Below are 25,639 nucleotides of genomic sequence, written 5' to 3'. Positions count from 1 at the left end.
CTGGCGTTTCCGCAAAGTGGGGTCAAGCGAAGCCGGACGGGCCATGCGTGTTTTTGGACCGGACCGAATCACGGCTGCATGGTCATGCCCCGTGTCTGAGCCTCATATGGGTACGATTTCCCAGAGAAGCCAGCCCACGATATGTTCCCGTCACCTCGACTTAGTAAAGGTGACAACCCCTGTCCGGTTCCTGTCAAGCCGAACGCACGCCATAATCACAGGTTGAAGCAGTCGGTCCAAACGGTTAAGTTGGTTTAAGTAAGGGATTACTTCACCGACGTGCCGTGCACCGTATGCCGACCATCCGGCCGGCATCGTGGCGGCGATTGGGCCGACTATCTTCAAGAGGGGGCAATGACCGACGCGCCTGCAGTCAAGAACGGAAAGGGTCGCGGCAATGCGGGGCGCAAGCATTCCTACATTCCGCGCGATCCCGTCGCCACCAAGAAGCGCATCCTTGATGCGGCGGTTGTCGAATTCGCGGCAAAGGGATTCAACGGAGCCAGGGTCGAGAACATCGCCAAAAGGGCGGAAGCCAACATGCGGCTGCTCTACCACTACTTCAACGACAAGGAGCAGTTGTACATCGCGGTTATTGAAGAGGTTTATCGGGAGGTTCGCCTCGCCGAACAGAACCTGCATATCGAAGACGACGATCCTAAGCAGGGCCTGGAGCGCCTGATCGACTTCACCTTCAAGCATTTTCACGATCATCCCGACCTGATCAGCATCGTCATGAACGAGAACATCCTTCATGCGAAATATCTGAAGGAGTCGGATCTGGTACCGATGATGACCACGAAATTGTCGAGTTCCGTCAGTTCGCTTCTGGAAAAAGGTCACGCATCGGGAGTTTTCGTCCGCAAGCCTGATCCGGTGCAGCTCTGGCTGACCATATTTTCGCTGTGCTGGGTCCACCTTTCCAACAAATACACCATGTCATGGACCTTGCAGATCGATCTGACCGATCGGCAATGGCTCGAAACCCGGCGCCAGCATGTGCTCGACGTGGTCATGTGCTATTTGTGTTCGCCGACGAAGCCGTGATCCGAACTTGATCTAGCTCATATTGTAAGCCCGACCGCGCAGCAGATATTTCTGTATCTTGCCCGTCGCCGTTTTTGGCAGCGCCCCGAATACGAATGTTTTCGGCACCTTGAACCCGGCAAGGTTCGCGCGGCAGTAGTCGGTAAGTTCCGCCGTGCCGAGCGGTGTGGCGCCTTCCTTGAAACTTATGAAGGCGCAGGGGTGCTCACCCCATTTCTCGTCCGGACGCGACACCACCGCCGCTTCGAGAATGGCCGGGTGCCGATAGAGTATCTCTTCGATCTCGACGGAAGAGATGTTTTCTCCGCCGGAAATGATGATGTCTTTGCTACGATCCTTGATCTCGATATAGCCGTCGGGATGGCGCACCGCGAGATCGCCGGTGTGAAACCAGCCGCCAGCCAGTGCCTTGGCGCTCGCTGACGGATTTTTCAGATAGCCCATCATCACCGTATTGCCGCGCAGCATGATCTCGCCCATGGTCTTGCCATCCCACGCTACTTCGATGCAGCTATCCGGATCGGCGACGATCGCCTCTTCGAGCGTGACCAGATTGACGCCCTGGCGGGCATTGAGTTGCATGCGATGTTCGAGGCCCAGCGCGTCCCATTCCCGGTGCCATTCGCAGATCAGGCTGGGTCCTGTCGATTCCGTCAGCCCGTAAATATGCATGACGTTGAAGCCGGCGCGCTCCACCGCTTCCATCACCGCGGTGGGCGGTACGGAGCCACCCGTCAGCACGTTCACGCGCTGCTCGAAGCAAAGGCCGGCGATCTCGGGCGCATTGGCGAGCATGTTGAGCACCACCGGCGCCGCGCTCATATGCGTTATCCGCTCACGGGAGATCAGCGCAAAGATCGCTGCTGGATCGATCTTGCGCAGACAGACATGGGTGCCGCCGACGGCCGTCACCGCCCAGGTATGACTCCAGCCGTTGCAGTGGAACATCGGCAAGGTCCAGAGATAGACCGAGTTCTCATCGAGATGGGCGGCCAGCGCATTGCCAAGCCCGTTAAGATAGGCGCCACGATGATGGCAGACGACGCCTTTCGGATCGCCGGTTGTGCCTGAGGTATAGCCGAGTGTGATTGCAGACCATTCGTCAGTGATACCGGATGTGACGCTGGCAGGGTCGCCGGAGGCGAGGAGTTCCTCGTATTCGTCGCCACCTTGCGCGCCGCCGATCACAATGACTGGGATGGTCGCGTCGATTCTGGCGAGTGCTGCTTCGATCATCTCGCAATGTTCTGCATCGACCAGGATCAGCCTCGCTCCTCCGTGCTGAAGGCAGAACCCTATCGCCGCAGCGTCCAGGCGCGTGTTCAAAGCGTTGAGCACGGCACCGACGAGCGGGATGCCGTAATGAGCCTCCAGCAGTGCCGGAACATTCGGCGCCAGCACCGCCACCGTATCGCCTTTTCCGATGCCACGCCGTTCCAGAGCCGAAGCAAGCCGCAGGCAGCGCTGATGAAATTCCCGATAGGTGAAGCGCCTGTCGCCATCCACCACTGCCACCTTGTCGGGGAAGGCCAAGGCGGATCGTGCAAGAAACGATACCGGGCTGAGCGGCACGTAATTTGCGGCGTTTTGTTCAAGCTGAAGGCTGTAGGCGTTGGGTTTCACTGGTGCGGCCTGTGGATGGTCAGGTCTGAGGCGGGTCGCGCCAGGAAGTAAGAGACTGCTTCATCCAGGAGATGTCAACCCGTCACACCGGTGTGATCCGCACTGTTGGCCATGGGCTTCCGACAATTTTTCGCAAGGCCGTCGCGGGCCCGAAATCCGTGGTTTTCAGGACCGAGGAGCGCATGCATATGCGCGAATTCGAATGAACGGTGTTGACAATCAAAATTTGTAAGTATTTTATTACTTAGGCACTCTAGGGAGGAGTAAGTAAGTGGCCAAACTGATAAAATCATCACTCGTGGCGCTGGCTCTGGCGCTCTCAGCAAGCACCGCGTTAGCCGACCCGATCAAGATCGGAATCAACCAGCCGCTGACCGGATCCGTCGCAGCATCTGGCAATTTCATCACCGATGGCGCCAAGCTGGCGATTGAAGCGATCAACGCCAAGGGCGGCCTGCTGGGGGAGCAGGTTGAACTGGTTATCGAAGACAACAAGAGCAATCCGAGCGAGGCCGCGGCTGCGGCCGAAAAACTCATCACGCGCGACAAGGTCGTGGCCATGATGGGCGCCTGGGGCTCCACGTTCACCCTGGCGGTCATGCCGAAACTCGAAGAATATGGCGTGCCGATGGTGGTCGAGACGGCTTCTTCGAGCAAGATCACCAGTGCAGGCAACCCCTGGGTGTTCCGCCTGGCGCCGACTTCGGAAATGGAAGCCAAGGCGTTTGCGCCGCTGGCTGCCAAGTTCGGCATCAAGAAAGCGGACTTCCTCGTGGTCAACAACGATTGGGGCCTGGGCGCTTCGGTCGAATTCGGCAAGATGCTGAAAGACCAGGGCATCGAGACCGGAATGGTCGAGACCATGGACCCGGCAGCGCAGGACATCTCGGCCCAGCTCGCCAAGCTTAAGGCGTCGGACGGCGATACGCTTTTCGTGACCACGGGCTTCGAGCAGCTCAGCCTGGTGCTCAAGCAGGCGCAGGCGCAGGGGCTCAAGCGCCGCATCATCACCACTGGCGGATCGCAGTTCCCGGACCGCCTGGCCGAGCAGCTTGGCACGGCTGCGGAAGGCAGCTTCCACCTTCTGTTTTTCGCGCCCTGGTTCCCCGAGGCCGCCACCAATCCCGACGTTGCCAAGGCCTACATCGACGCCTGGAACAGCCATGGCTATGACAAGTCCGGCCTGTCCGATGGTTTCCGCGGCTACGACGCTATGACGGCGATTACCGCCGCGATCGAGAAGGCCGGCAAGGCCGAGCCGGAGGCGATCCGGGACGCCCTGTGGCAGGTCGACGTCAAGGGCGTGAACGGAAACATCAAGTTCGAGAAGGTGGGCGTGGAAGGCAGCGAAAGCGGCCAGAACTCCCCCAACGTCTACGTCATCGAAGTCAAGGACGGCAGCCTGGTGCTACCGAAGCTGTAGCCGGGTTCCGGTAGCGGGCGCGGCATCGCTTCGGAGTTCCAGCGGAACTCCGGAGGCTGCGCCCTCAACCTTCACGCCAAGACTCGACAGGGAAGTTTCAGCTTGGAACAGCTATTACAGCATCTCGTCAATGCCGCGGTATTAGGGTCTACCTATGCCCTCCTCGGGATAGGCCTGACATTCATTTTCGGCATCATGCGTGTGGTGAACTTCGCCCATGGCGAACTCTACACCTTCGGCGCCTACATGGTTTACTTGTTCTCCGTCGTTCTTGGCGTGAATTTTTTGCTGGCGATCGTCATCGCCATCGTACTCGGCGTCCTGCTTGGCGCCGTCATCGAATTTACGCTGCTCGGCAAGCTTCGGGGTGCCGACATCGACACCACCATGCTCGTGATGATCGGCGTCTGGATCATCATGCAGAATGTCGAGCAGTTGGCATGGACCGGGATAGCCAAGACCATTCCCACACCGTTCCCGGCCGAGCCACTTTCGCTCGGGGTCGTTTCCGTGGCGTGGTCGCGCGTCTTCGTCTTCGTCGTCGCCGTCGTGCTGATCGTGGGAGCGCAGATGCTGATCCAGCGCACGCGGCTTGGCAAGGCAATGCGGGCCACATTCCAGGACCGCGATACCGCCGCACTGATGGGTATCAACATCAACGTTATTTATCTTGCCACTTTCGCACTTGGCTCCGGCCTTGCGGCGGCGGCTGGCGCACTGCTTGGCCCTATTTTCATCGTCATGCCGTCGATGGGCAATCTTGCCGTGCTGAAGGCGTTCGCGATCGTCATTTTGGGCGGCCTCGGCAACATGAAGGGTGCGGCTATCGGCGGTTTCATCCTCGCCCTCGTCGAGGAATTCGGCGCCGGCTACGTCTCGTCGGGCTACCGTGATGCGATGGGCTTCCTGGTCATCATTCTCGTGCTGATGGTCAAACCTACCGGCTTGTTTGCCAGATCGGAGCGTATCGGATGACCACGACCTTGCAATGGCTCTTCGTGGCGCTTCTCGCCTGCCTGCCCTTGATCCTCAGCGATCAATACGTTTTCCACGTACTCATCATGATGGGCGTTTTCACCATCGGTGCGATGAGCCTCAACCTGCTGCTGGGTTTTACCGGCCAGCTCAATCTCGGCCATGTCGCCTTCTTCGGCATCGGTGCCTATACCAGCGCGCTGGTCACGCTTGGCTTCGATCTGCAACTCACCGACAGCTACACTTTCGTGTTCGAGCCGAAACCGGTGTGGTTCGGTCTCTTGTGCGCCGTCGCCCTGGCCGGGCTTTGCGGCTGGTTCGTCGGCAAGCTGTCGTTTCGGGTGCGCGGCGCCTATTTCGTGATAGTCACCATAAGCTTCGCCGAAGTGGTGCGTCTCATTGCGCTGAACTGGGTCGACCTGACCGAGGGCCCGATGGCGCTGAACAATATCCCGTCGATGGCCTTTAGCATTCCGTGGCTCGATGATGGTCCGCTGCAGCGCAAGGTGGCCGTCTACTACATCGTGCTTGCGGTCGCCGTGTTTGCCTTCCTGCTCATCCAGCGTATCGTGCAATCGCGGCTTGGGCGGGCGATGATTGCGTTGCGCGAAAATGAACCCCTGGCCAAATCCGTCGGCGTCGACGTGACGCGCTATCTGGTCATGGCGGCCATCGTTTCGGCGGCAATCGCCGGCGGGGCAGGCGGGCTCTACGCGCATTATGTCCGCATCGTCGATCCGGACGTGTTCCTGTTCATATACACCGTCACCATGGTCATCATGGTCATATCGGGCGGCAAGGGCACTTTGGCGGGCCCGATCGTCGGCGGCGTCATCTTCGGTCTCTTGCCAGAATTCCTGCGCGGCCACACGCTGCCGGAAGTGCAGTGGATCCTCTACGGCGCGCTGATGATCCTGATCGTCTTCTTCCTTCCGCAAGGCATCGTTCCGGCGGTGAAGAAATGGTGGGCCAACAAGCAGCAGGACAGTGCTGCCGGTGCCCAACCCGCCCTCGATAGTCGCGTGTCGGAACAGAAGGGATGAACATGCACGCTCACACCCAAGCCGCGCCGGTGCTTGCCGTCAATAATCTTGCCGTTCACTTCGGTGGGCTGGTTGCCATTTCGGACGCAACCTTCTCTGTCAATCAAGGCGAGGTCGTCAGCCTGATCGGCCCGAACGGGGCCGGCAAGACCACGGCGTTCAACGTCATTTCCGGTTTCCTTGCCGCGACCGGCGGCGAGGTCATCTACAACGGACGCCGCCTGAACGGGCTAAAGCCCCATCAGATCGCCGATGCGGGGCTGGTGCGCACGTTTCAGAAGACCAGCGTCTTCGGCAACGATACGGTGCTCGACAATGTCATGATCGGCTTGCACAAAGCCGGTGCAGCTCCGACCTGGGAGACGCTGCTCAACCTGCCGAAGATCCGCCGCAGGGAAAGGCAGTTGCGCCAGGAGGCCCGCGAGATTCTCGATTTCGTCGGCCTGAACCACAGGTCCGACGAACTCGGCGGGTCCCTGCCTTATGGCGAGCAAAGGCTGCTTGAGATCGCCGTCGCGCTCGCCGCCAAGCCGTCGCTGCTTTTGCTGGATGAACCGGCCTGCGGCATGAACCCGACCGAGGCCCTGAGCTTTCGCAAATTGTTGAAGAAGATCGGCGAGCGCGGAATCACCATCCTGCTCGTCGAACACAATATGCGCATGGTGATGGGCGTTTCCGATCGCGTCGTCGTCCTCAACCACGGCAAGATCATAGCCGATGGTCCACCTGCGGAAATCCAGAACAATCCGGAAGTGGTGAGCGCCTACCTCGGACATGGACCTCAGAAAAATGCTTGAAGTCGAAGATATCGAATGTCGCTACGGCAGCGTCAATGTCCTGCACAAGGTTTCGCTGCAGGTTAAGCAGGGCGAATTCGTTACCTTGATCGGAGCGAATGGCGCGGGCAAGAGCACGACGCTGAAGGCCATTTCGGGCCTGTTGCCGCCGATCAGCGGGCGCATAACGTTCCTCGGGGAAGACATCACCAATGCCTCGCCCCGTCGCATTCTGGAAATGGGCATCGCCCACTGCCCGGAAGGACGCAAGATCTTCCCCTACATGACCGTCCAGGAAAATCTCGAAATCGGCTGCTATCGCCGTACCGACTGGAAGCAGATGGCCGATGACATGGATGCGGTGTTCGACCGCTTTCCCGTGCTTGGAGAACGGCGCAACCAGGCCGGAGGAACGCTTTCGGGCGGCGAGCAGCAGATGCTGGCGATCGGACGTGCACTGATGTCGCGGCCCAAGCTCGTCCTGTTCGACGAACCGTCACTCGGCCTCGCACCCAACAATGTGCAAAAGACATTTGACTATATCATGGAGATCAACGGGCAAGGCACAACCGTTCTGATGGTCGAGCAGAACGCCTATGCCGCGCTGGAAATGTGCGATCGCTCGTATCTTCTGGAAACCGGTCATGTGACGCTCCACGGCAGTAGCGAGGAATTGATTCAGAATCCGCATGTGCGCCACGCCTATCTCGGCGTCGAAGGCGAGGACGAAGCCGCCTAGCAGACGAAAAACTTAGCCGGCAAATATCTATCCCATCTGCATAGCTGGCACCGGAGAACCGTTGCCAGAGGTGGTCTTGTTGGCGCCAGAGCTCAAGCCGGACAATGACTTACGTCCTGTTCCCCTTCCTACGCAGGTGAGGGCAGTCGCGAAAAACAATTGAGCCACAACCGTCCTTGCCGATCTTTTTTCTCAAACCAATCGGCGGCGGGGTTGACGCTCAAATTATAAGTAAGTAGTTTATTACTTAACCAGTGAAACAGAGGACTGCCAGAGGGAATAATCATGACGGTGGTATCGAAGATAAAGGCCGATACGGTCACGAAGCAGGAACTCGAGGGCCTGTCGCCCCAGGAGTTGAGGGCGATTTTTCGTGAGGGTCGCTGGAGCGGTGGCACCGAGGGTCTAGCGCGCGGCTATGCTCAGGCCAATCTGATCATCCTGCCCAAGGAAGTCGCGCTTGAGTTCCTGATCTTCTGCCAGCGCAATCCGCAGCCATGTCCAATCGTCGAAGTGACCGACCCCGGCAGCCCGATGATCACGCAATGGGCCAAGGGTGATCTGCGCACCGATCTGCCGCGCTACAGCGTCTATAAGGAAGGCGAACTGGTCGACCAGCCGACCGATATCACCCATTACTGGCGCGATGATCTCGTCGGTTTTCTGATCGGCTGCAGCTATTCATTCGAGCAGGGTTTGCTCAATGCCGGAATCCCGCTTCGCCATCAGGACGAAAACAAGATCGTTTCCGTTTACACGACCAACGTTCCCTGCGTTCCGGCGGGCCGCTTCGCCGGCCCGATGGTTGTCTCGATGCGACCGGTCAAGCGCCACCAGCTCGTGCGGGCGGTGCAGGTCACATCACGCTTTCCGGCGACGCACGGCGCGCCTGTCCATATCGGCGATCCGTCTCTGATCGGCGTCGATCTCAACAAGACCGATTTCGATACTGGCGTGTTCGAGATGGCTGAAGACGACGTGCCGGTGTTCTGGGGTTGTGGCGGCACGCCGCAGGCCGTCGCGCTGGCGTCCAAAATCGACTTCATGATCACGCACAAGATCGGACACCTGTTCATCACCGACAAGCTCGCCGAGGCGGTAGCTGCGATCTGAGCCGCGGCATCGCAACTGGCGTATCAAGTTTCCAAGTGGAGGTTATTTAAGTGAAGGCAGCTCTTTATCACGAATATGGTTCGCCGGACGTCTTGAAGTATGAAGACGTCGACACCATTCCCCTGGGTCGCACCGATGTGCTCGTCAAGGTGCGCGCGACCTCGGTCAACTGGTTCGATATTATCGGGCGCAAGGGCGACTACCGCCCGAACCTGCGCTTCCCGCACATTCCGGGCGGCGACATTGCCGGCGAAGTGGCCGAGATCGGCTCGGAAGTGACGAATGTGAAGGTCGGAGATCCGGTCGTTGTCTATGCGACTGTCGGCTGCGGCCACTGCGAATCCTGCCGCCGGGGCGAGCCGAATGTCTGCTTGAACTACAAATATTACGGCTCGGCGCTTTGGGGCGGTTATGCGCAATATTGCACGGTGCGCTCGCAAAATCTGGTGCCGCTCTACAAGGGTCTCGACTTCGCCGAATGCGCCGCGACCAACATCACCTTTCTGACTGCCTGGCACAAGCTGGCGCGCGCCAACATCCGCGCAGGCGAGGATATTCTTATCCATGCGGTCGGTAGCGGCATCGGCCTTGCCGCACTTCAGATCGCCAAGCTTCACGGCCTCAGGGTCATCGGCACGGCCAGCACCGACGAGAAGTGCGAGAAGGGCCTCGAGCTCGGCGCCGACCACATGATCAACTACAAGAAGCAGAACTTCCGCGAGGAAGTGCGCAACCTGACCGGCAAGCGCGGCGTCGACGTGGTCTTCGAACATATCGGCGCCGATGTCTGGGAAGACAGTGTCATGAGTCTCACCCGCTTCGGCCGGCTGGTCACCTGCGGGGCATCGTCCGGCTATCGCGTCAGCATGAACGTCGCCCATGTCTGGCACAAGCAGTTGTCCATCATCGGCTCCAACCATGGAACGATGAACGAGCTGGCGACCATCGTGAAGCTGCTTGAGGCCAAGAAGCTCCGCCCGATCATCGGCGCCAAGCTGCCGTTGAAGGATGCCGCCGAGGCTCATCGCATGGCCGAAGCCCGGACCGTGTTCGGCAAGATCGTTCTCGAGCCGGAGCACTAAGGTTGAAGCCGGGCCGCAAATAGCCCGGCAACATCGAAAAGGATGGGGCGGCGGGCGTGATTTCGACCACGCCGCTCCGCTTGCGACAAGGGCATGCCGGCATGCCCTGAGGGAGGAAACATGCCTGAGAAGCAAATTCTGGAACTAGGCGGCCGGTTCGAAGGCGCGGCGATGCTCAATGAACGGCTGAACGTTCAGTCGGCACGACTGGCCGAGCTCAGCGGCTTCACCGCTGAGGATTCGAAGAAGGCCTATGCCCGAATATCGTCCTGGCCGGACTATCAGGTGACGCCGCTCCATAGCCTGCCGGGCACCGCCAGGTTTCTCGGGTTGGGCGCCCTTTACTGCAAGGACGAGGGGCGGCGGCTCGGTCTGGCGAGCTTCAAGGCACTCGGCGCGGTATTTGCCAGCGTCAGCGAAGTCTCCGACCTGCTGAGCAAGCGACTTGGCCGCGAAATTGCCGATCTCGACCTGCTCCAAGGCAGATATCGCGAAAACCTCAGCGACATCGCGCTGGTCTGCGCCACCGACGGCAATCATGGTTTCTCGGTCGCAAGTGCGGCGCGGCGCATGGGCTGCCATGCGCGTATCTATATTCCATCTGGCGTGAGTGCAGGCCGCGAGCGGGCTCTGCGCAATGAAGGCGCGGAGGTCGTCCGGATCGACGGCATCTATGACGAGGCTTATGAGGCGGCGGAAAATGACGCCCGGACCACGCCCGGCGCGATGATGATCTCGGATTCCGCCACCCCGCATTACACCAAGATTCCCGCTCTTTGCATGACCGGATATTCGGTCATGGCTCGGGAATTTGTTTCGCAGCTCGGCGACGACCTGCCGACCCACATGATGCTGACGGCCGGCTGTGGCGGCCTGGCTGCGGCAATGATCTCGTCGCTGCACCAAATTCTGGGCGAGCGTTCGCCGAAATTCATCATCGTCGAGCCAATTACTGCCGATTGCGTCTTTGCCAGCGCGATTGCCGAAAAGTCGATGGTCGTGGACGGCGACCTTGAAACCATCATGGGCGGATTGTCCTGCGCGGCCGTTTCGCATCTCGCTTGGCCGACGATCGAATCTGGTGCGTTCGGGTTCCTGCGCATCAGCGACGATGCCGCGATTGCAGCGATGCGCCTTCTGGCCCGGCCAAAGGATGAGGACCCGTCGATCGTTGCCGGCGAGACCGGAGGCGCGGGCCTCGCCGGAGTGCTCGCCATCTGCGACGACAACAATGCACGCCGGCTGTTCGGCCTTGACGAGCGGGCGAGAGTGCTCGTCATAAACTGCGAGGGCGCCACTGATCCCGAACAATATCGCAAGTTGGCGCTGACAGAGCATGAGGCGGCATAGGCTTCGGTGAGGCGGCCGCTGCCAGTGTGGGGTGAGCATGACTGAAACGGAAAAGCGCGGCATCGGCGCGCGGCTTCCGCGCAAGGAAGACGAGCGGCTGATGCGCGGCCGGGGGCTGTTCGTGGGCGACATCCCCATGCCCGGCCTTCAGGACGTCGCGTTTTTCCGCAGCCCGATCGCGCATGGCAGGATTCTTTCTGTCGAAGTCCCTGAGGACTGCCGTGACCGCGTATTCACGGCAGCCGACCTGACCGGCGTCAAGCCGATCCGTGCCGTCTCCGGTCTCCCAGGCTTCAAGCCATCGAGCCAACCACCATTGGCCGAGGGCAAAGTGCGCTTTGCCGGCGAACTGGTTGCCATGTGCGTGGCCGATACACGCGCTCTGGCCGAGGACATGGTTGCCCGGCTGAATGTCGAGATCGAGACGCTACCGGTGCTGGCCAATTCGACCAGCGCTCAGGAAGAGGGCGCGGTGCGCGTTCACGAAAGCTGGTCCGATAACATCTATCTGGAGACCAGAATTGAGAAAGGCGACCGCGCCGTTCTCGACAAGGCTCCGATCAAGGTCGAACGTGAAATCCGCCTGAGCCGCCAATGCATGGTGCCGCTGGAAGGCAAGGGCACTGTTGCCTGGTGGGATTCCCGCCTGGACCAGCTTGTCGTCTACACGTCCACGCAAATGCCGCACATGATGCGCACCGGTCTTGCCGAATGCCTCGGTCTCGAGGAGCGTCAGGTGCACGTGATTGCGCCCGATGTCGGCGGCGCGTTCGGCTTCAAATGTATTCTGCAGCCGGAGGAAGTTTGCATCGCCTGGCTGGCCATGACCCGCAAGCGTCCGTTCCGCTGGCTGGAGGATCGGCGCGAGCATCTGGTTGCGGCCGCCAATACGCGCGAACATCACTACAGGATCACCGGCTATGCTGATACTCAAGGCCGGCTGCTGGGCATCGAGGCGGATGTTGCCGTCGATGTCGGCGCCTATTCGGTCTGGCCGTTCTCGGCCTGTCTGGAATCGGCGCAGATCGCCAGCATCCTGCCAGGCCCCTATCTGATGCCCTACTACGCCTGCCGAACGCTCTCGGTCGCCACCAACAAGCCGCCCTTCACGCCTTATCGGGGCGTGGCCCGCACCGGCGTGTGCTTTGCCATCGAGCTGATCATCGATGCGATAGCGCGCGAAGCCGGCCGCGAACCATACGAGGTGCGGCTCGCCAATCTGGTGCGGCCCGAGCAGATGCCGTTCACCAACATCACCGGCAAGCTGTTTGACAGCGGCGATTATCCCGAAAGCGTGCGCAAGGCCGTAGAGGCGATCGATCTGCCTGCCCTGCGCAGCCGGGAAGAGCGCGACGATGGCAAGCTGTTTGGCGTGGGTTTCGCCACCTATTGCGAACAGGCGGCACACGGCACGTCCGTCTATGCCGGCTGGGGCATTCCAATGGTCCCCGGCTTCGAGCAGGCGACGGCGCGGGTAACCCCCGACGGCGGACTTGAACTGCGCATCGGCGTCCACTCTCACGGGCAGGGCATGGAAACCTCGATGGCGCAGCTCGCCACCGAAATTCTCGGCATCGATCCGGAAAAGGTCAGTCTGGTGCATGGCGACACCGCGCTGACACCCTATTCGACCGGCACCTGGGGCTCGCGATCGATGGTGATGGCGGGCGGTGCGGTTTCCAAGGCATGCCAGATCATCGCCGAACGGGCGAAGGCGATCGGCGCGCATCTGCTCCAGACCTCGCCGGATCAGGTGAAGATCGTGGACGGGCTTATATCGAGTGCGGGCGGCAGCGTTACCTTGGCCGAGGTCGCGCATGCCTGGTACAAGCAGCCTGAAACATTGCCTGCCGGCGTCGCGCATGAGGGGCTTGAAGTGACCGCCGGCTACAAGCCGCAGGTCGATAGCGGTACGTTCAGCTATGCCACCCATGCGGTCACCGTTGCGGTCGATCCGGAATTCGGATCGGTGGACATCCTCGATTACGTCGTGGTCGAGGATGGCGGCGTGCTGGTCAATCCGCTGATCGTCGATGGCCAGATCATCGGCGGCGTGGCGCAAGGCATCGGCACTGCGCTTTATGAGGAGTCCCCCTACAATGAGGACGGCCAGCCTCTGGCCTCCACCTTTGTCGACTACATCATTCCGGGCCCCTGCGAGGTGCCGGACATCCGGATCATTCACATGGAAACGCCGTCGCCTTTCACGGCGCATGGCGTCAAGGGACTAGGGGAGGGCGGGGCGATCGCGCCGCCTGCAGCGATCGCCAATGCCATCAACGATGCGCTGCGCCCCCTGGACGCCGAAGTGACCACGACGCCGGTGACGCCGCACCGGCTGCTTGCCGTGATCGCTGCCGCGAGGGCGGCCGGGGTCTCGCCGTCATGAAGCCGGTCGAGTTCAGCTACAGCCGGCCCGCGACGGTGGCCGCGGCGGTGCGGCTTCTGAAAGACAATAGCGGCGCCAAGATCGTGGCCGGCGGCCAGTCGCTCGGACCGATGCTCAATCTTCGGCTGGCGCAGCCCAATCAACTGATTGACGTTACGGCGATTCCGGAACTGACCCGCTTTCGCGAGGAGCCCGACGCGATCGTCTATGGCGCCTGCATCACACACGCTTCATTCGAGGATGGCCGCCTGCCGGACGCCGCCAACGGTTTCCTGAGATCGGTTGCCGGCGGCATCGCCTATCGCGCGGTGCGCAATCGCGGAACGATCGGTGGCAGCCTGGTGCATGCCGATCCGGCGGCGGACTGGATGACGACCTTGACTGCGCTCGGCGCCGAATTGATCGTCGCCACCGAAAAGGGCGAGCGCCGCACAGAACTCGCAGGCTTCATGACAACGCCGTTCGGGGTGGCGTTGGACGATGCCGAGTTCCTGGTTGGAATCCGTATCCGCAAATTCTCGCAAAAGGCGCGGTTTGGCTATTTCAAGTTCTGCCGCAAGGTCGGCGAATTCGCCGAGGCTATGGCAGCAGTCGTTGTCGATCCGGAACTGCGCATCTGCAGGGGTGTTATCGGAGCGACGGATTCAAGTCCGCTCATCGTGGGAGATATCAACGCGTTCATGCCCGCCGCCACGGCGTCGGCCGCAGTCGAGGAAGCGCTTGAAAGAGGCAGAGAGCATGTGGCCGGCCTGCGTGTTTCGAACGACCCGATCAAGAACGCCATGCATGGCAACGCCTTTGCACGCGCCCTGCGACAGGTGATGCAATGAACAGCCTTCGCCTCACCGTCAACGGTGCTTCGGTCACGCAGGCGGTCGAGCCGCGAACCAGTCTCGCCGATCTGCTTCGCGAGAATTTGCACCTGACCGGCACGCATCTCGGCTGCGAGCAGGGTGTCTGCGGCGCCTGCACCGTCATTGTCGACGGTGTGCCGGTGCGTTCCTGCATCAGCAATGCCACCGGCTGCGGCGGTGCCGAGGTGCGCACCATCGAGGATTTCGACGAAGATCCGCTGATGATCGAGCTGCGGCAGGCCTTCAATGCGCATCATGCGCTGCAATGCGGCTTTTGCACGCCAGGCATGCTGATCATGGCGCGCGACATCGTCGAGCGGCTGGGCGATGCCGACGAGCAGCGCATAAGGCAGGAGCTTGCCGGCAATCTGTGCCGCTGCACCGGCTATTCGGGAATCGTCAAGGCGGTGCGGTCCGTCATTGTGGCCCGACAGGCAAATGGTGTGGTCGCCCCACCACGCTCGGTGGGCCTTGGTCCGGCTGGGTGCGGGCATGGCGCGGCCGACGAAACGACCGCCAAACCAGTAATTTCGCCGCCCCAGCCGGCGACCGCATCCTCCGCTACCAAGGCGCAATTGGCCACGCCGGGCAAGATCGGAGCGTCGGCTCCATCAGTCAAGCAGTCCTTCGTCATCGACCACCCGCAGGATGTGATCTGGCGCCAATTCGGCAATGTGCCGGCGATGATCCGCTGCATCCCAGGCGCCGCACTGGTCGGCGAGACGGAGGAGGGGAACTATCAGGTCAATATGCGCATCAAGATGGGGCCGATCGGCGCGCAATTCGCGGGCGTTGCCAACCAGCAGCGCGACGACCGGACCATGACCGGCGTAATCCATGGCGCAGGGCGCGATGAGCGCAGCGCCTCATTGGCACAGGGTGAGCTCAGCTACGCCCTGCATGAAGAGCACGGTGGTGCGGCCACGCGCGTTGATCTGGATGTGAAATACGCGCTTTCCGGCGCACTCGGCCAATTTGCGCGAGCAGGCATCGTCACCCATTTCATCGGGGCGATCACGGCGCAGTTCACAGAGAACCTGCGGCGGTCGCTGTCACCGGAGGCGGGCGATCCGGAGCCTCGAGAGGCAAGCGAATTGCGGCTTGCCGGAAGTCTCGCAATCGCGGTGAAATCCTGGCTCGGCGAGATCAGGCGGAAGCTGTTTTCGCGCTGATAAGTGCGGCGCGGAGCTTTCGCGCGAGCCGCTTTGCCACGGCTCGCGCGGTTTCTACTCAGAATTCCGGTTTGACGACCTTGCCGCCCTTGACCTGAACCACGAAAATATTCGCGGCATTCTGACCGCTTTCCTGGCCTTCCGGCCCTTCCTTGTAGAATCTCACATTGCTGTTGACGCCTTTCACCTCGATTTCCCAAAGTGCATTGCGAATGGCCTCGGGCTCGGGCTTTCCGGCCTTTTCAATCGCCGCGGCGATCGTCAGGATGGCGTCGTAGCCGCGTTGGCCTTCGATGCGGCCGGCAAAAACATAGTCGCGTTTTTCCCACTCTTCGGCAAAGGCGCGCGCCACATCGGGGTTCGGAGCCATTTCCGGAAACCATGGAGCGAACAGCACCGTGAAATAGGCATTGTCAGCCGCCGAGCCGGCATGTTCGATCGCCTGATCGGGTGTCGAGGAGGTGGTGGTGGCGATGATTCGCTGCGGCAGCTTCAGCGCCTGGGCCTGCTTGAAGATCAGCGTGAGCTGTTCGATCTCGGTGGTAACCAGCAAGGTGTCGGCATCTGACGCCTTGATCTTGGCAAGCTGCGCGGAAACATCGACCGCCGCCGCATCCATGGTCTCGCGCAGTTCGGTGGAGACGCCATGTTCGGCCAGCATGTCGGAATAGGCGTTGGTGTTGCTGTGGCCCCAATCATTGTTGACGGCAAGGAACGCCGCCTTCTTTATCCCGAATTTCTCGACAAAGGGCGCGAACGAGCCGGCAAGCATCTTGCTGGTGGGAGCTATGCGGAAGATCCAGGGATTGCCCGAAGTGGTGATCTTGTCGGATGAGGAGGTCTCCACCACCATCGGCACTTCATATTCCAGCAGCTTGGGCATGACCGAAAGCGTGTGGGTGGAGCCCCATGCGCCCATCATGGCCACGACCTCGTCGCGCACGATCAGCTTTTCGGCCACCGCAGCGGCTTCGGTGGGGTTGCTCTTGTTGTCTTCGATGATCAGTTCAATCTGCTGTCCGAGAACGCCGCCCTTGGCGTTGATCTGGTCGGCGGCGATTTTCGCACCGTTGCTCACATAATTGCCGGAAGCGGCGACGGCCCCGGTGAGCGGCTGGTTCACGCCGATCTTGATTGTATCCGCATAGGCTGCCGACATTGAAAGCGCCAGCGCCAAGGCCGAGGCGATCAGTGTTTTGCGATTCTTCATGCATTCACTCCCATTTTTGTTTTTATGGTGATGGAAACGGCTGGAGTTCGGGCAACAAATCACACTCTTCCGGTAACGCCCTGGCCAGGGCGTACAGGGAGTTCAGTTAGGATCGTTTCCGCTTCCAGTGACGCCGCGGCGGTTTACGCCGCGTAAGTAATAGAATACTTACAAAATTCACTGTCAAGCATTTGCTGGTTCCAGATGCGCTCCGCAGCGCCTCCGGCGCAATCGGTATCCCTTATTTCCCGTCGCGGTTCCGGGTCAGAAATTCGCACGTCGAACGGTTCAAGGGGCATTGACAATCGCCGATGTAAAAGAATACTTACTTAGGAAACGCGACACAGGTGAGGAGTTCTGAAATGACGGCTCTGTCCGTAATCCAGCCGGAAGGCGACGAGTTCATCAATTTCGAGCTCTTCAAGAACGAGCTGTTTTCCATCGCCGACGAAATGGCCGTCACAATCTGCCGCACGACCTATTCCGGCGTGCTGCGCGACAACATGGATTTCTCCACCGGCATTGCCGATGCGGAGGGCCGCCTGGTCGCCCAGGGCCTGACATTGCCGGTGCATCTCGGTTCCATCCGTACCGCCCTCCAGGCGGTGATGAAAAAGTTCCGGGGCGACATCCACGACGGTGACGTCTTCGTCCTGAACGATCCGTTCGAAGGCGGTATGCATCTGCCGGATATCTTCATTCTCAAGCCGATCTTCTCCGGCAAGGAACTCATCGCGTTTGCCGCGACCACGGCTCATCATGTCGATGTGGGCGGCCACGTTCCCGGCTCGAACTCGGTCAATTCCACCGAGATCTTCCAAGAAGGCTTGCGCATCCCGCCGCTGAAGCTGATCGATTCCGGCAAGCATGATGAGGCGTTGTGGACCCTGATCAGAACCAACGTGCGCTTGCCGGTCCAACTCCTCGGCGACCTTCGCGCGCAGCTTGCCGCCTGTGAGATCGCCCAGCGCAAGGTGTTGGCGCTAACCGCCCGCTACGGCCTTGCCGCCTCGCGCCATTACATGAGCGAGATCACCAACTATACCGAGCGACTGGCCCGCGCTGCCGTGGGTGAACTGCCGGACGGCGAATATTCCTTCGAAGACTGGATCGACGACGACGGCATGGATATCGGCGTGCCGATACGTCTTTTCGTCACCGTGAGAAAGCAGGGCGAAACGGTCGAGTTCGACTGGACCGGCAGCGCGCCGCAGGTGAGGGGCGCCATCAACTGCACGCTTTCGGTCACAGAAGCCGCGTCATACACTGCGCTTCGCTCAATCCTGCCGGGCGGAATTCCCAACAATGACGGCGTCTTCCGCATCATCAAGACCATTGCACCGGAGGGAACCATCGCCAATGTCGCCATGCCCGGAGCTTGCGCGGCGCGCGCGCTCACTGGTTTCCGCATGGTCGATTGTGCGTTTGGCGCGCTCGCCAAAATGGTGCCGGACCGGGTTTTTGCGGCGTCCGACGGCGGCAATGTCGGCGTGACCGTCGCGGGCTTCGACCCGAACGGCCAGCGCTTCGTCTATGTCGATTTTTCCTGTGGCACCTGGGGTGGCCGGCCATGGGCTGACGGCATCGACGGCATCTCGAACATCTTCGTCAATATGGCCTCGCAGTCCGTCGAGCAGATCGAATCCGAGCATCCGATCGAAATACTGGCCTACGAATTCGCGCAGGATCGCTGCGGCGCTGGTAAATTCCGCGGCGGCGCGCCGTTCTACCGCGATTACCGCGTGAAGGTGCCCGGCGCGATCCTGCAGATCCGCGCCGATCGCCAGACTACGCGTCCCTACGGACTCTATGGCGGCAAGGCCGGCCAGCCCGGTTCCGTCAGCCTCAATCCGCATACGACCAACGGTTCGATTGGCTCGAAGGTGACGATCAACGTCAACGAAGGTGACGAATTCCGCTACGTGCTTCCGGGCGGTGGCGGCTGGGGAAATCCGCTCGAACGCGACCCGGCGGCGGTTCTGAAGGATGTCCGCGATGAAATCGTCAGCCGCAACGCCGCGCGGGAGGACTATGGCGTCGTCCTCGAGGACGGGGCTCTCGCAGTCGATCAATCGGCAACGCTGCGGCTGCGCGCAGCGATGAGCGCGGCGCGCGGCGGCGCGGTCGAATTCGTGAACTGGGGCCATTGAGGCCGAAACCGATTTTCAGGAAGAGCGATATGTTGGACAGACCTAGACCGGCCGGATGCCGCGTGGGCATCGATATCGGCGGAACCTTTACCGATCTTGTCGTGGTCAATGAAAAGGGTGAGACCTTCACCAAGAAGGTGTCGTCGACCGCCGACAACTACGCCAGGGCAATCACCGAAGGCCTTGCGGGAGCGCTTGAGCCGGCTGGACTAAGCATAGATCGCATCAGCGAATTCCTGCATGGCACCACCGTCGGTTCAAACACCATCCTTGAACTGAAGGGCGCGCGCATCGGGCTGATCGCCACAAAGGGATTTCGCGACATTCTGGAAATCCGCAACCTGCGCATGCCCAAGCTCTACGATCTACATTGGGACAAGCCGGCCCCGCTGGTGGAGCGTTACTTGCGGCTTACGGTCGATGAGCGGGTGGACGCGAAAGGCGAGGTCACCACGCCGCTGGCCCGCGCCGAGGTGGAAGCGGTTGTCCGGCGTCTGCTTGAAGAGAAGGTCGAAGGCATCGCCGTATGCCTACTGAATTCCTATACTAATCCGGTCCATGAACGTTTGGTCGCCGAGGTCATTCGCGAACTGGCTCCCGGCCTGCCTTACAGCATCAGTTCGGAAGTGTTGCCGCAGATGAAGGAGTACGAGCGGACCTCCACGACCGTCGTCAACACCTACATCATGCCTATCGTCGCCTCCTATCTGCAGAACCTTGGCGATACGCTGCGGGGCGAAGGCATGAAGGCGCCGATCCTGCTGATGCAATCCAATGGCGGTCTTACGACCGCGGAAGAAGCTTCGCTAAAGCCGGTCAACATCGTCGAGTCCGGCCCGGCCGCAGGCGTCGTCGGTGCGGTGCGCCATGCCGCCGAAAGTGGCTATCCGGATATCATCAGCTTCGATATGGGCGGCACCACCGCCAAGGCATCGGTCGCCGAAAAGGGCGAATTCGTCCTGTCGCAGCAATATTCAGTTGGCGGCGGCATCATGATCTCCTCGCGCCTGCTCACCGGGGGCGGCTATCTGCTGGCGGTCCCGGCGATCGACGTCGCCGAAGTCGGCGCGGGGGGCGGCTCGATCGTCTGGATCGATGCCGGCGGGTCGATGCAGATCGGACCGGAAAGCGCCGGCGCCAATCCCGGCCCGGTGTGCTACGACCGGGGCGGCGACCGCCCGACTGTCACCGATGCCAATGTGATCCTCGGCTACATCAATCCGGGCTATCTCGTCAGCGGCGAACTGAAGCTCAATGCGGAGCGCGCGCGCGAGCATTTCGACCGTATGCTGGCCAAACCGCTGGGCGTCGATGTGACGACGGCTGCCTATGGCGCGCGGCAGATCGCCATTTCCAACATGATCCGCGCCATCAAGGCGGTTTCTTCCGAACGCGGCCGTGACCCGCGCTCGTTCACCCTGTTCGCCCTCGGCGGCAACGGCGCGCTGTTTGCCGCCGGCATGGCAAACGAACTCGGTATCAAGACAATATTGGTGCCGCCTTCGGCTGGATTGTTCTCGGCTTATGGCCTGCTTCATGCGGATGTCGAGCACTATTACGTGGAGACAGTGCGCCGGCTGCTGCGCGACATCGAGCCCGATGCCTGGCTGCAAAGCTGGGCGCAGCTGGAGGACAAGGCACGTAATCAGCTTCGCCTCGATGGCTTTGCCGAACATGAGATGCAGCTCAAGCGTTTTGCCAATATGCGCTACAAGGGCCAGACCTTCGAGATGAACATCGCGCTTCCCGACGGCCCGCTGACTGGAGATACGCTGGCTGCAATCGAGGAAGCCTTCGGCGCCGAGCACGAAAGGACCTATGGCCACCGCGCCTCGCTGGAAGAGCCCGTTCAGGTGATCAATATCCAGGTCGCCGGCCTTGCCGCGCGCCCCGGTTCGGCCAAGCCGGGCAAGCCGCAGACCCATGGCGGTGATCTCAAATCCGAGCAGCCGCCGCGCAAGGCCTATTTCGGCCGTGAGCATGGCTGGCTCGATACCGCGATCGTCCCGCGTTCGGCGCTGACCGAGCCGCGCAAGGGGCCGTGCATCGTTGAGGAATACGACACGACCTGCGTCATCCCGCCGAATGGAACGGCGCGGCTCGATGCCAAGAACAACATCATCATCACCCTGGAATAGTGCCGTGCAAGGCCTCGCAACGGAGACTGACAAATGACGCCCGGCACTCAGCCGCTTCCACCCTCTTCGGTGCCATATCTCGACCTGCGCCAGCGCTTGTCAAAGCGCGATCGCGGCTTGCGCGAAAAGGTCATGAGCCTTTCGGAGGCGGTGGCGACGATCAACGAACACGATCATGTGGCGATCGGCGGCAACACTTTTTCGCGCACGCCCTTCGCGCTGATCTGGGAGCTGGTGAGGCAGCAAAAGCGCCATCTCACCATTTCCCGCAGCATCACCTCGACCGAGGGTGATTTCCTGCTCGCCGGCGGCTGCGTCGATAAATACATGACGAGCTGGTTCAGCCAGGGCATCATCTGGGGCCTGTCGCGGGTGATGCGCGACTATGTCGAGAACGGCAAGGTCATCTACGAGGAATGGAGCCATATGAGCCTCGGCATGATGTACAGGGCCGGCGCCATGGGGCTGCCGTTCATTCCCACAAGGGTGATGATGGGATCGAGCATGCCGGCGGCGCTGCGCAGCACCGTCGAGACGATGCACTGCCCCTATTCGGGCGACGAGGTGATGCTGCTGCCGGCGCTGAACCCCAATGTCGCGCTAATCCATGTGCAGCGGGCGGACGCTTATGGCAACGCGCAATATGATGGTCTGCCCTTCATGGACGCCGACATCGCCATGGCCGCCGACCGCGTGATCCTGACGACCGAAAAGATCGTCTCCAACGACGAGATAAGGGCCGCGCCGGATCACACCAGGATTCCGTTCATGGCGGTCGACGCGGTCGTCGAATGCCCGTTCGGTGCGGCTCCGCATGAATGCGCCGGCCATTATGATCCTGACTACAAGTATATGGGTGCCTACGCCGACCTGACGCGCAGCGGCGGTGTCGACGCCGCACTCGACCATATGCGCGAGCATGTTTTCGAGCCGAAGGACTGGACCGAGTTCGTCCACAAGCTCGGTCTTGGCGGCAAGGCATAGGAGGCGAAAATGGGAAACATGAACACCAAGCCGGCCTATACGACATCCGAGCTGCTGTCGGTCATGTGCGGGCGAGCCATGTCCGACGGCCAGATCATTTTCGCCGGCGTCGGCGTGCCTCTGCTTGGCGCGACATTGGCGCAGAACCGCCACGCGCCGCACCTGACCATCCTGTTCGAAGGGGGCATCATCGGCCCGTTCATCCAGCCCGGGCGGCTGCCGCTCTCCACCAATGAGATGCGCACCGCCGAAAAGGCCAACATGCTGCTCAACGCCACGGATGTGCTGGCGCTGCTGCAGCGCGGCTATGTCGATATCGGCTTCATCGGCGGCGCGCAGATCGATCGATATGGCAACGTCAACAGCTCTTATCTAGGCGATGTCAGTCGCCCCACGACGAGGCTGCCAGGCAGCGGCGGCGGCAACGACATTTCGAGCCTCGTCGAGACCATCGTGATCATGCCGCATGAGCGCAAGCGCTTCGTTGAGACCGTCGATTTCGTCACCAGCCCTGGCTATCTCATGGGCGGGACTTCCCGCAGGGACTCAGGCCTGATCGCCGGTGGCGTGTTGAAGGTCATCACCAACTTTTGCACCTTCGGCTTCCATCCGGAAACCAGGCGCCTGACAGTGCAGTCGCTGCACCCCGGCGTGTCGATCGACGACGTGCTGACCAACATGTCGTTCAGGCCGGAGATACCGGATGGGCTGGAGACTAGCGAGCCGCCGGCGGCTGAAGAGCTTGAGTTTCTGCGGCAGCTTGATCCTCAGCGCATGTATTTGCGCTGAGCGTTGATCGGGCACGGTAAACAAGGCGAGCCCAAAGAAGCATCGGGCTCGCCCTGCCTAAGCCGACAGGTTCTTGACGATCGGCAACTTGCGGATCGTCTTGCCCGTCGCTGCGCGCAGCGCATTGGCGACGGCCGGTCCGATCGGTGGCACGCCAGGCTCGCCAACGCCCGTCGGGGGCTCATCAGACGGCACGATATGCACTTCGACGCGCGGCATCTGATCTATTCGGAGCGGCGTGTAGGTGTCGTAGTTTTCCTGATCGACAACGCCCCTCGTCAGCGTCAACTCCTCCTGCAGGATCGCGCCAAGCCCAAAGCCGATGCCGCCTTCCATTTGGGCGCGGATCTGATCGGGATTGATCGCGATGCCGCAATCGACGGCGCAGATAACGCGATCGACCTTGAAATCGCTGCCGCCATTGTAGGTGATCTCGGCCACCTGGGCGACATAGGTCGAGAAGCTCTCATGAAGCGCGACGCCGCGGAAACGGCCTTGCGGCAGCGGCTTGTTCCAATCGGCCTTTTCCGCCGCGAGTTTCAGCACGGCAGCGTGACGCGGATGCTCGCCCAGCATTGACAGGCGGAATTCGACCGGATCGCGCTTCGCGGCGGCCGCAAGTTCGTCGATGAAAGTCTCCATGACATAGGCCGTGTGCGTGGAGCCGACGGAGCGCCACCAAAGCACCGGGATCTTCACGTCGGTTGTCGTTAGTTCGACCTTCAGATTCGGGATTGCGTAGGGCAGGTTTGCCGCGCCCTCCACCGAGGTCGGATCGACGCCGTCCTTGATCATGGCAGCCATGGGCGAGCCACCCATGATCGACTGGCCAACGATATGGTCGTAAAGAGCGACGACTTTGCCGTCCTTGTCGAGGCCGGCCTTAATGGCATGAACATAGGCGGGCCGGTAGCGGCCGCCACGCATGTCGTTTTCGCGCGTCCATTGCACCTTAACCGGCTTGCCGGGGCCGAGCGCGCGTGCAGTGGCAACAGCCTCGACGATCAGGTCGGCGTCCGAAACCGCGCGGCGTCCGAAGCTGCCGCCGGTCTTCATCACATGCAGCCGCACCTTGTCCGGCGTCGTCGCGCCGATCTGCGCGGCGACAGCCTGATATAGATCGGGCATCTGGTGCCCGCCCCAGACGTCGAGCGTGCCATCGTCGTTGAAACGGGCGACCGCATTGAGCGGTTCGATCGACGCATGGGCGAGATAGGGGAACTCATAACGCGCTTCGACCATCGTTGCCGCATTTGCCAATGCCGCGGTGGCGTCGCCGTCATTGCGTGCGATGGCTGCGCCCGCACCATCGGCGGCCTTGTTGTACTCCGCCATTATTTCGGCGGTGCCGCGCTTTTCGGCCTTGGCCTCGTTCCACTTGACCTCCACGAGGTCACGGCCTTTGAGCGCAGCCCACATATCGCTTCCGACTACCGCAATCCCGCGCGGCGTCTGAACGACATCGGCAATGCCGTCGAGCGCCTTGGCTTTGGTGGCGTCGAAGCTCTCGATCTCGGCGCCGAATGTCGGCGGATGTATCATCACCGCCGTCAGTAGCCCCTCCATCTTGAGGTCGATCGTATAGGCCTGCGTGCCGTCGGTCTTGCCGCGCGAATCGTATCGCTTGAGTTGCTCGGAGCCGATCTGGCTCCACCTGTCGCGTGGCTTAAGCGGCAGGTCGTTCGGGATCGCCATCCCGGCTGCGGCTTGCGCCAACTCGCCGAAACTGGCGCGCTTGCCGGACGCGTGCGAGATGACCCCTTTCGTAACCGTGACCTCGTCGGCCGGCACGTTCCAGTCCTTCGCGGCGGCCGCCACTAGCATGGCGCGCGCGGCAGCGCCAGCCTTGCGATAGCGCTCCCACGACGAGGTCATGGAGGTCGAGCCGCCAGTGCCCTGCATGGCGCCGCCCCAGGCGAGATTGCCGTAGAGCGCGGTGTTGCCGGAACCGCCGATCACGTCGACCTGCTCCCAGTCGCCATCGAGTTCTTCCATCACCAAAGTGGCGATTCCGAAATAGGAGGCTTGCCCCATTTCGAATTGCGAGGAGTGAATGATGATCCGGTTCTCCGGCGTGATCTCGACATAGGCCTGGAACGGGTTGGCCGCGGCAACGCCGGGTGCGGCCTGCGCGCTGGCCGGCCGGGCGGCGATCAGCCGATAGCCGACGGCGATCCCAGCGACCGCGGCGGTGCCGATCAGGAATTGGCGCCGGCTGGGCTTCACGGTGTCCTGCTTTACCGGAAATACCAACATGGCTCAGGCCTCCAGCCGGTGGGCGGCTTCATGGATTGCCGCGCGAATGCGTTGATAGGTGGCGCAGCGGCACAGATTGCCGCTCATCGCCGTATCGATGTCCTCGTCGGTGGGCTTGGGCGTCTGTGTTAGAAGGGCGGTGGCAGACATGATCTGGCCCGACTGACAATAACCGCATTGCGGCACGTCCAGCTCAACCCAAACGTCCTGAACCGTCTTGCCGACCCTGCCGGCAAGGCCTTCGATGGTGGTGATCGAGGCGCCTTCGATATCGCCGATCGCCGTCTGGCAGGAGCGCGTTGGCGAGCCGTCGATATGCACCGTGCAGGCGCCGCATTGTGCGAGCCCGCAGCCGAACTTCGTTCCGGTCAGCCCGATGACGTCGCGAATAGCCCATAGCAGCGGCATTTCCGGATCGACGTCGATCCGTTTCGCTTCTCCATTGAGGGTGAAAGCGACCATGGCTTGCTCTCCTACTCTTCAGGGGCTTTCGCAGCACCTCTGCCGCTCGGAGCGCCCGATGTCT

20 protein-coding genes are annotated in these 25,639 nt (G+C 61.2%); 16 read left to right on the top strand and 4 right to left on the bottom strand.

Going from position 1 to position 25,639, the window contains the following annotated elements; translation table 11 throughout:
- Positions 1-354: 354 nt before the first annotated feature.
- A complete protein-coding gene (locus ACLKMW_RS09205) occupies positions 355-1,047 on the top strand; it encodes a TetR/AcrR family transcriptional regulator (RefSeq protein ID WP_415724154.1) in 693 nt (230 codons plus the stop codon).
- Between the two features lie 12 nt (positions 1,048-1,059).
- Here the strand turns inward: ACLKMW_RS09205 and ACLKMW_RS09200 are convergent, their stop codons facing one another.
- Positions 1,060-2,670, bottom strand: a complete 1,611-nt coding sequence (locus tag ACLKMW_RS09200; RefSeq protein WP_415724153.1) for an AMP-binding protein — start codon at positions 2,668-2,670, stop codon at positions 1,060-1,062.
- A 271-nt stretch (positions 2,671-2,941) separates the two neighbouring features.
- Here ACLKMW_RS09200 and ACLKMW_RS09195 point away from each other — a divergent pair, with 271 nt between their 5' ends.
- The 11 genes from ACLKMW_RS09195 to ACLKMW_RS09145 all read left to right on the top strand — a co-directional run bounded on the left by ACLKMW_RS09195 (position 2,942) and on the right by ACLKMW_RS09145 (position 15,586).
- On the top strand, positions 2,942-4,093 hold the full coding sequence (locus tag ACLKMW_RS09195; RefSeq protein ID WP_415724152.1) for an ABC transporter substrate-binding protein: 1,152 nt from the start codon (positions 2,942-2,944) through the stop codon (positions 4,091-4,093).
- 102 nt (positions 4,094-4,195) lie between these two features.
- A complete protein-coding gene (locus tag ACLKMW_RS09190) occupies positions 4,196-5,068 on the top strand; it encodes a branched-chain amino acid ABC transporter permease (RefSeq protein ID WP_415724151.1) in 873 nt (290 codons plus the stop codon).
- Positions 5,065-6,111, top strand: a complete 1,047-nt coding sequence (locus ACLKMW_RS09185) for a branched-chain amino acid ABC transporter permease (RefSeq protein WP_415724150.1) — start codon at positions 5,065-5,067, stop codon at positions 6,109-6,111. Before ACLKMW_RS09190 ends, ACLKMW_RS09185 begins: the two co-directional genes overlap by 4 nt.
- A 2-nt stretch (positions 6,112-6,113) precedes the next feature.
- A complete protein-coding gene (locus ACLKMW_RS09180; RefSeq protein WP_415724287.1) occupies positions 6,114-6,908 on the top strand; it encodes an ABC transporter ATP-binding protein in 795 nt (264 codons plus the stop codon).
- Positions 6,901-7,626, top strand: a complete 726-nt coding sequence (locus ACLKMW_RS09175) for an ABC transporter ATP-binding protein (protein ID WP_415724149.1) — start codon at positions 6,901-6,903, stop codon at positions 7,624-7,626. The genes ACLKMW_RS09180 and ACLKMW_RS09175 overlap by 8 nt, the downstream gene beginning before the upstream one ends.
- Before the next feature lie 285 nt (positions 7,627-7,911).
- Complete coding sequence (locus ACLKMW_RS09170) at positions 7,912-8,739, top strand: putative hydro-lyase (RefSeq protein ID WP_415724148.1); 828 nt, start codon at positions 7,912-7,914, stop codon at positions 8,737-8,739.
- A 50-nt stretch (positions 8,740-8,789) separates the two neighbouring features.
- The gene (locus ACLKMW_RS09165) at positions 8,790-9,821 is read left to right on the top strand and encodes a zinc-binding dehydrogenase (protein WP_415724147.1); all 1,032 of its coding nucleotides are present in this window, start codon (positions 8,790-8,792) and stop codon (positions 9,819-9,821) included.
- Positions 9,822-9,941: 120 nt separating this feature from the next.
- Entirely contained in the window at positions 9,942-11,171 is a 1,230-nt protein-coding gene (locus ACLKMW_RS09160; RefSeq protein WP_415724146.1) for a diaminopropionate ammonia-lyase, read from the top strand.
- A 37-nt stretch (positions 11,172-11,208) separates the two neighbouring features.
- Positions 11,209-13,560 carry a xanthine dehydrogenase family protein molybdopterin-binding subunit gene (locus ACLKMW_RS09155; RefSeq protein ID WP_415724145.1) on the top strand — a complete coding sequence of 784 codons (2,352 nt, stop codon included), beginning with the start codon at positions 11,209-11,211 and terminating at the stop codon, positions 13,558-13,560.
- Positions 13,557-14,390, top strand: coding sequence for an FAD binding domain-containing protein (locus ACLKMW_RS09150; protein WP_415724144.1), 834 nt, complete (start codon positions 13,557-13,559; stop codon positions 14,388-14,390). The genes ACLKMW_RS09155 and ACLKMW_RS09150 overlap by 4 nt, the downstream gene beginning before the upstream one ends.
- A complete protein-coding gene (locus ACLKMW_RS09145) occupies positions 14,387-15,586 on the top strand; it encodes a xanthine dehydrogenase family Fe-S subunit (RefSeq protein ID WP_415724143.1) in 1,200 nt (399 codons plus the stop codon). The genes ACLKMW_RS09150 and ACLKMW_RS09145 overlap by 4 nt, the downstream gene beginning before the upstream one ends.
- A 58-nt stretch (positions 15,587-15,644) precedes the next feature.
- On the opposite strand, the gene ACLKMW_RS09140 is transcribed toward ACLKMW_RS09145, so the two are convergent.
- Positions 15,645-16,796: an ABC transporter substrate-binding protein gene (locus ACLKMW_RS09140; RefSeq protein ID WP_415724142.1), complete on the bottom strand. Its 1,152-nt coding sequence runs from the start codon at positions 16,794-16,796 to the stop codon at positions 15,645-15,647.
- A gap of 362 nt (positions 16,797-17,158) precedes the next feature.
- On the opposite strand from ACLKMW_RS09140, the gene ACLKMW_RS09135 reads away from it, so the two are divergent.
- Genes ACLKMW_RS09135 through ACLKMW_RS09120 form a run of 4 tightly spaced genes read left to right on the top strand, consistent with a single transcriptional unit; the run spans position 17,159 to position 22,857 of the window.
- Positions 17,159-18,946, top strand: a complete 1,788-nt coding sequence (locus ACLKMW_RS09135) for a hydantoinase B/oxoprolinase family protein (protein ID WP_415724141.1) — start codon at positions 17,159-17,161, stop codon at positions 18,944-18,946.
- Positions 18,947-18,975: 29 nt separating this feature from the next.
- Positions 18,976-21,084 carry a hydantoinase/oxoprolinase family protein gene (locus ACLKMW_RS09130; protein ID WP_415724140.1) on the top strand — a complete coding sequence of 703 codons (2,109 nt, stop codon included), beginning with the start codon at positions 18,976-18,978 and terminating at the stop codon, positions 21,082-21,084.
- 33 nt (positions 21,085-21,117) lie between these two features.
- Entirely contained in the window at positions 21,118-22,068 is a 951-nt protein-coding gene (locus ACLKMW_RS09125; RefSeq protein ID WP_415724139.1) for a CoA transferase subunit A, read from the top strand.
- 9 nt (positions 22,069-22,077) lie between these two features.
- Entirely contained in the window at positions 22,078-22,857 is a 780-nt protein-coding gene (locus tag ACLKMW_RS09120; protein WP_415724138.1) for a CoA-transferase subunit beta, read from the top strand.
- A 57-nt stretch (positions 22,858-22,914) separates the two neighbouring features.
- Here ACLKMW_RS09120 and ACLKMW_RS09115 read toward each other — a convergent pair whose 3' ends face one another.
- Positions 22,915-25,113 (bottom strand): xanthine dehydrogenase family protein molybdopterin-binding subunit, encoded by a 2,199-nt coding sequence (locus ACLKMW_RS09115; RefSeq protein WP_415724137.1) that lies wholly within the window; start codon positions 25,111-25,113, stop codon positions 22,915-22,917.
- A gap of 3 nt (positions 25,114-25,116) precedes the next feature.
- Positions 25,117-25,575, bottom strand: a complete 459-nt coding sequence (locus ACLKMW_RS09110) for a (2Fe-2S)-binding protein (RefSeq protein WP_415724136.1) — start codon at positions 25,573-25,575, stop codon at positions 25,117-25,119.
- Between the last annotated feature and the right edge of the window lie 64 nt (positions 25,576-25,639).

It is taken from the genome of Borborobacter xinjiangensis, from assembly GCF_047739745.1.
GTDB lineage: Bacteria > Pseudomonadota > Alphaproteobacteria > Rhizobiales > Rhizobiaceae > Pseudaminobacter.
The sequence above is the reverse complement of the archived record's forward strand: the minus strand, read 5'-3'. Positions and strand labels throughout refer to the sequence as shown.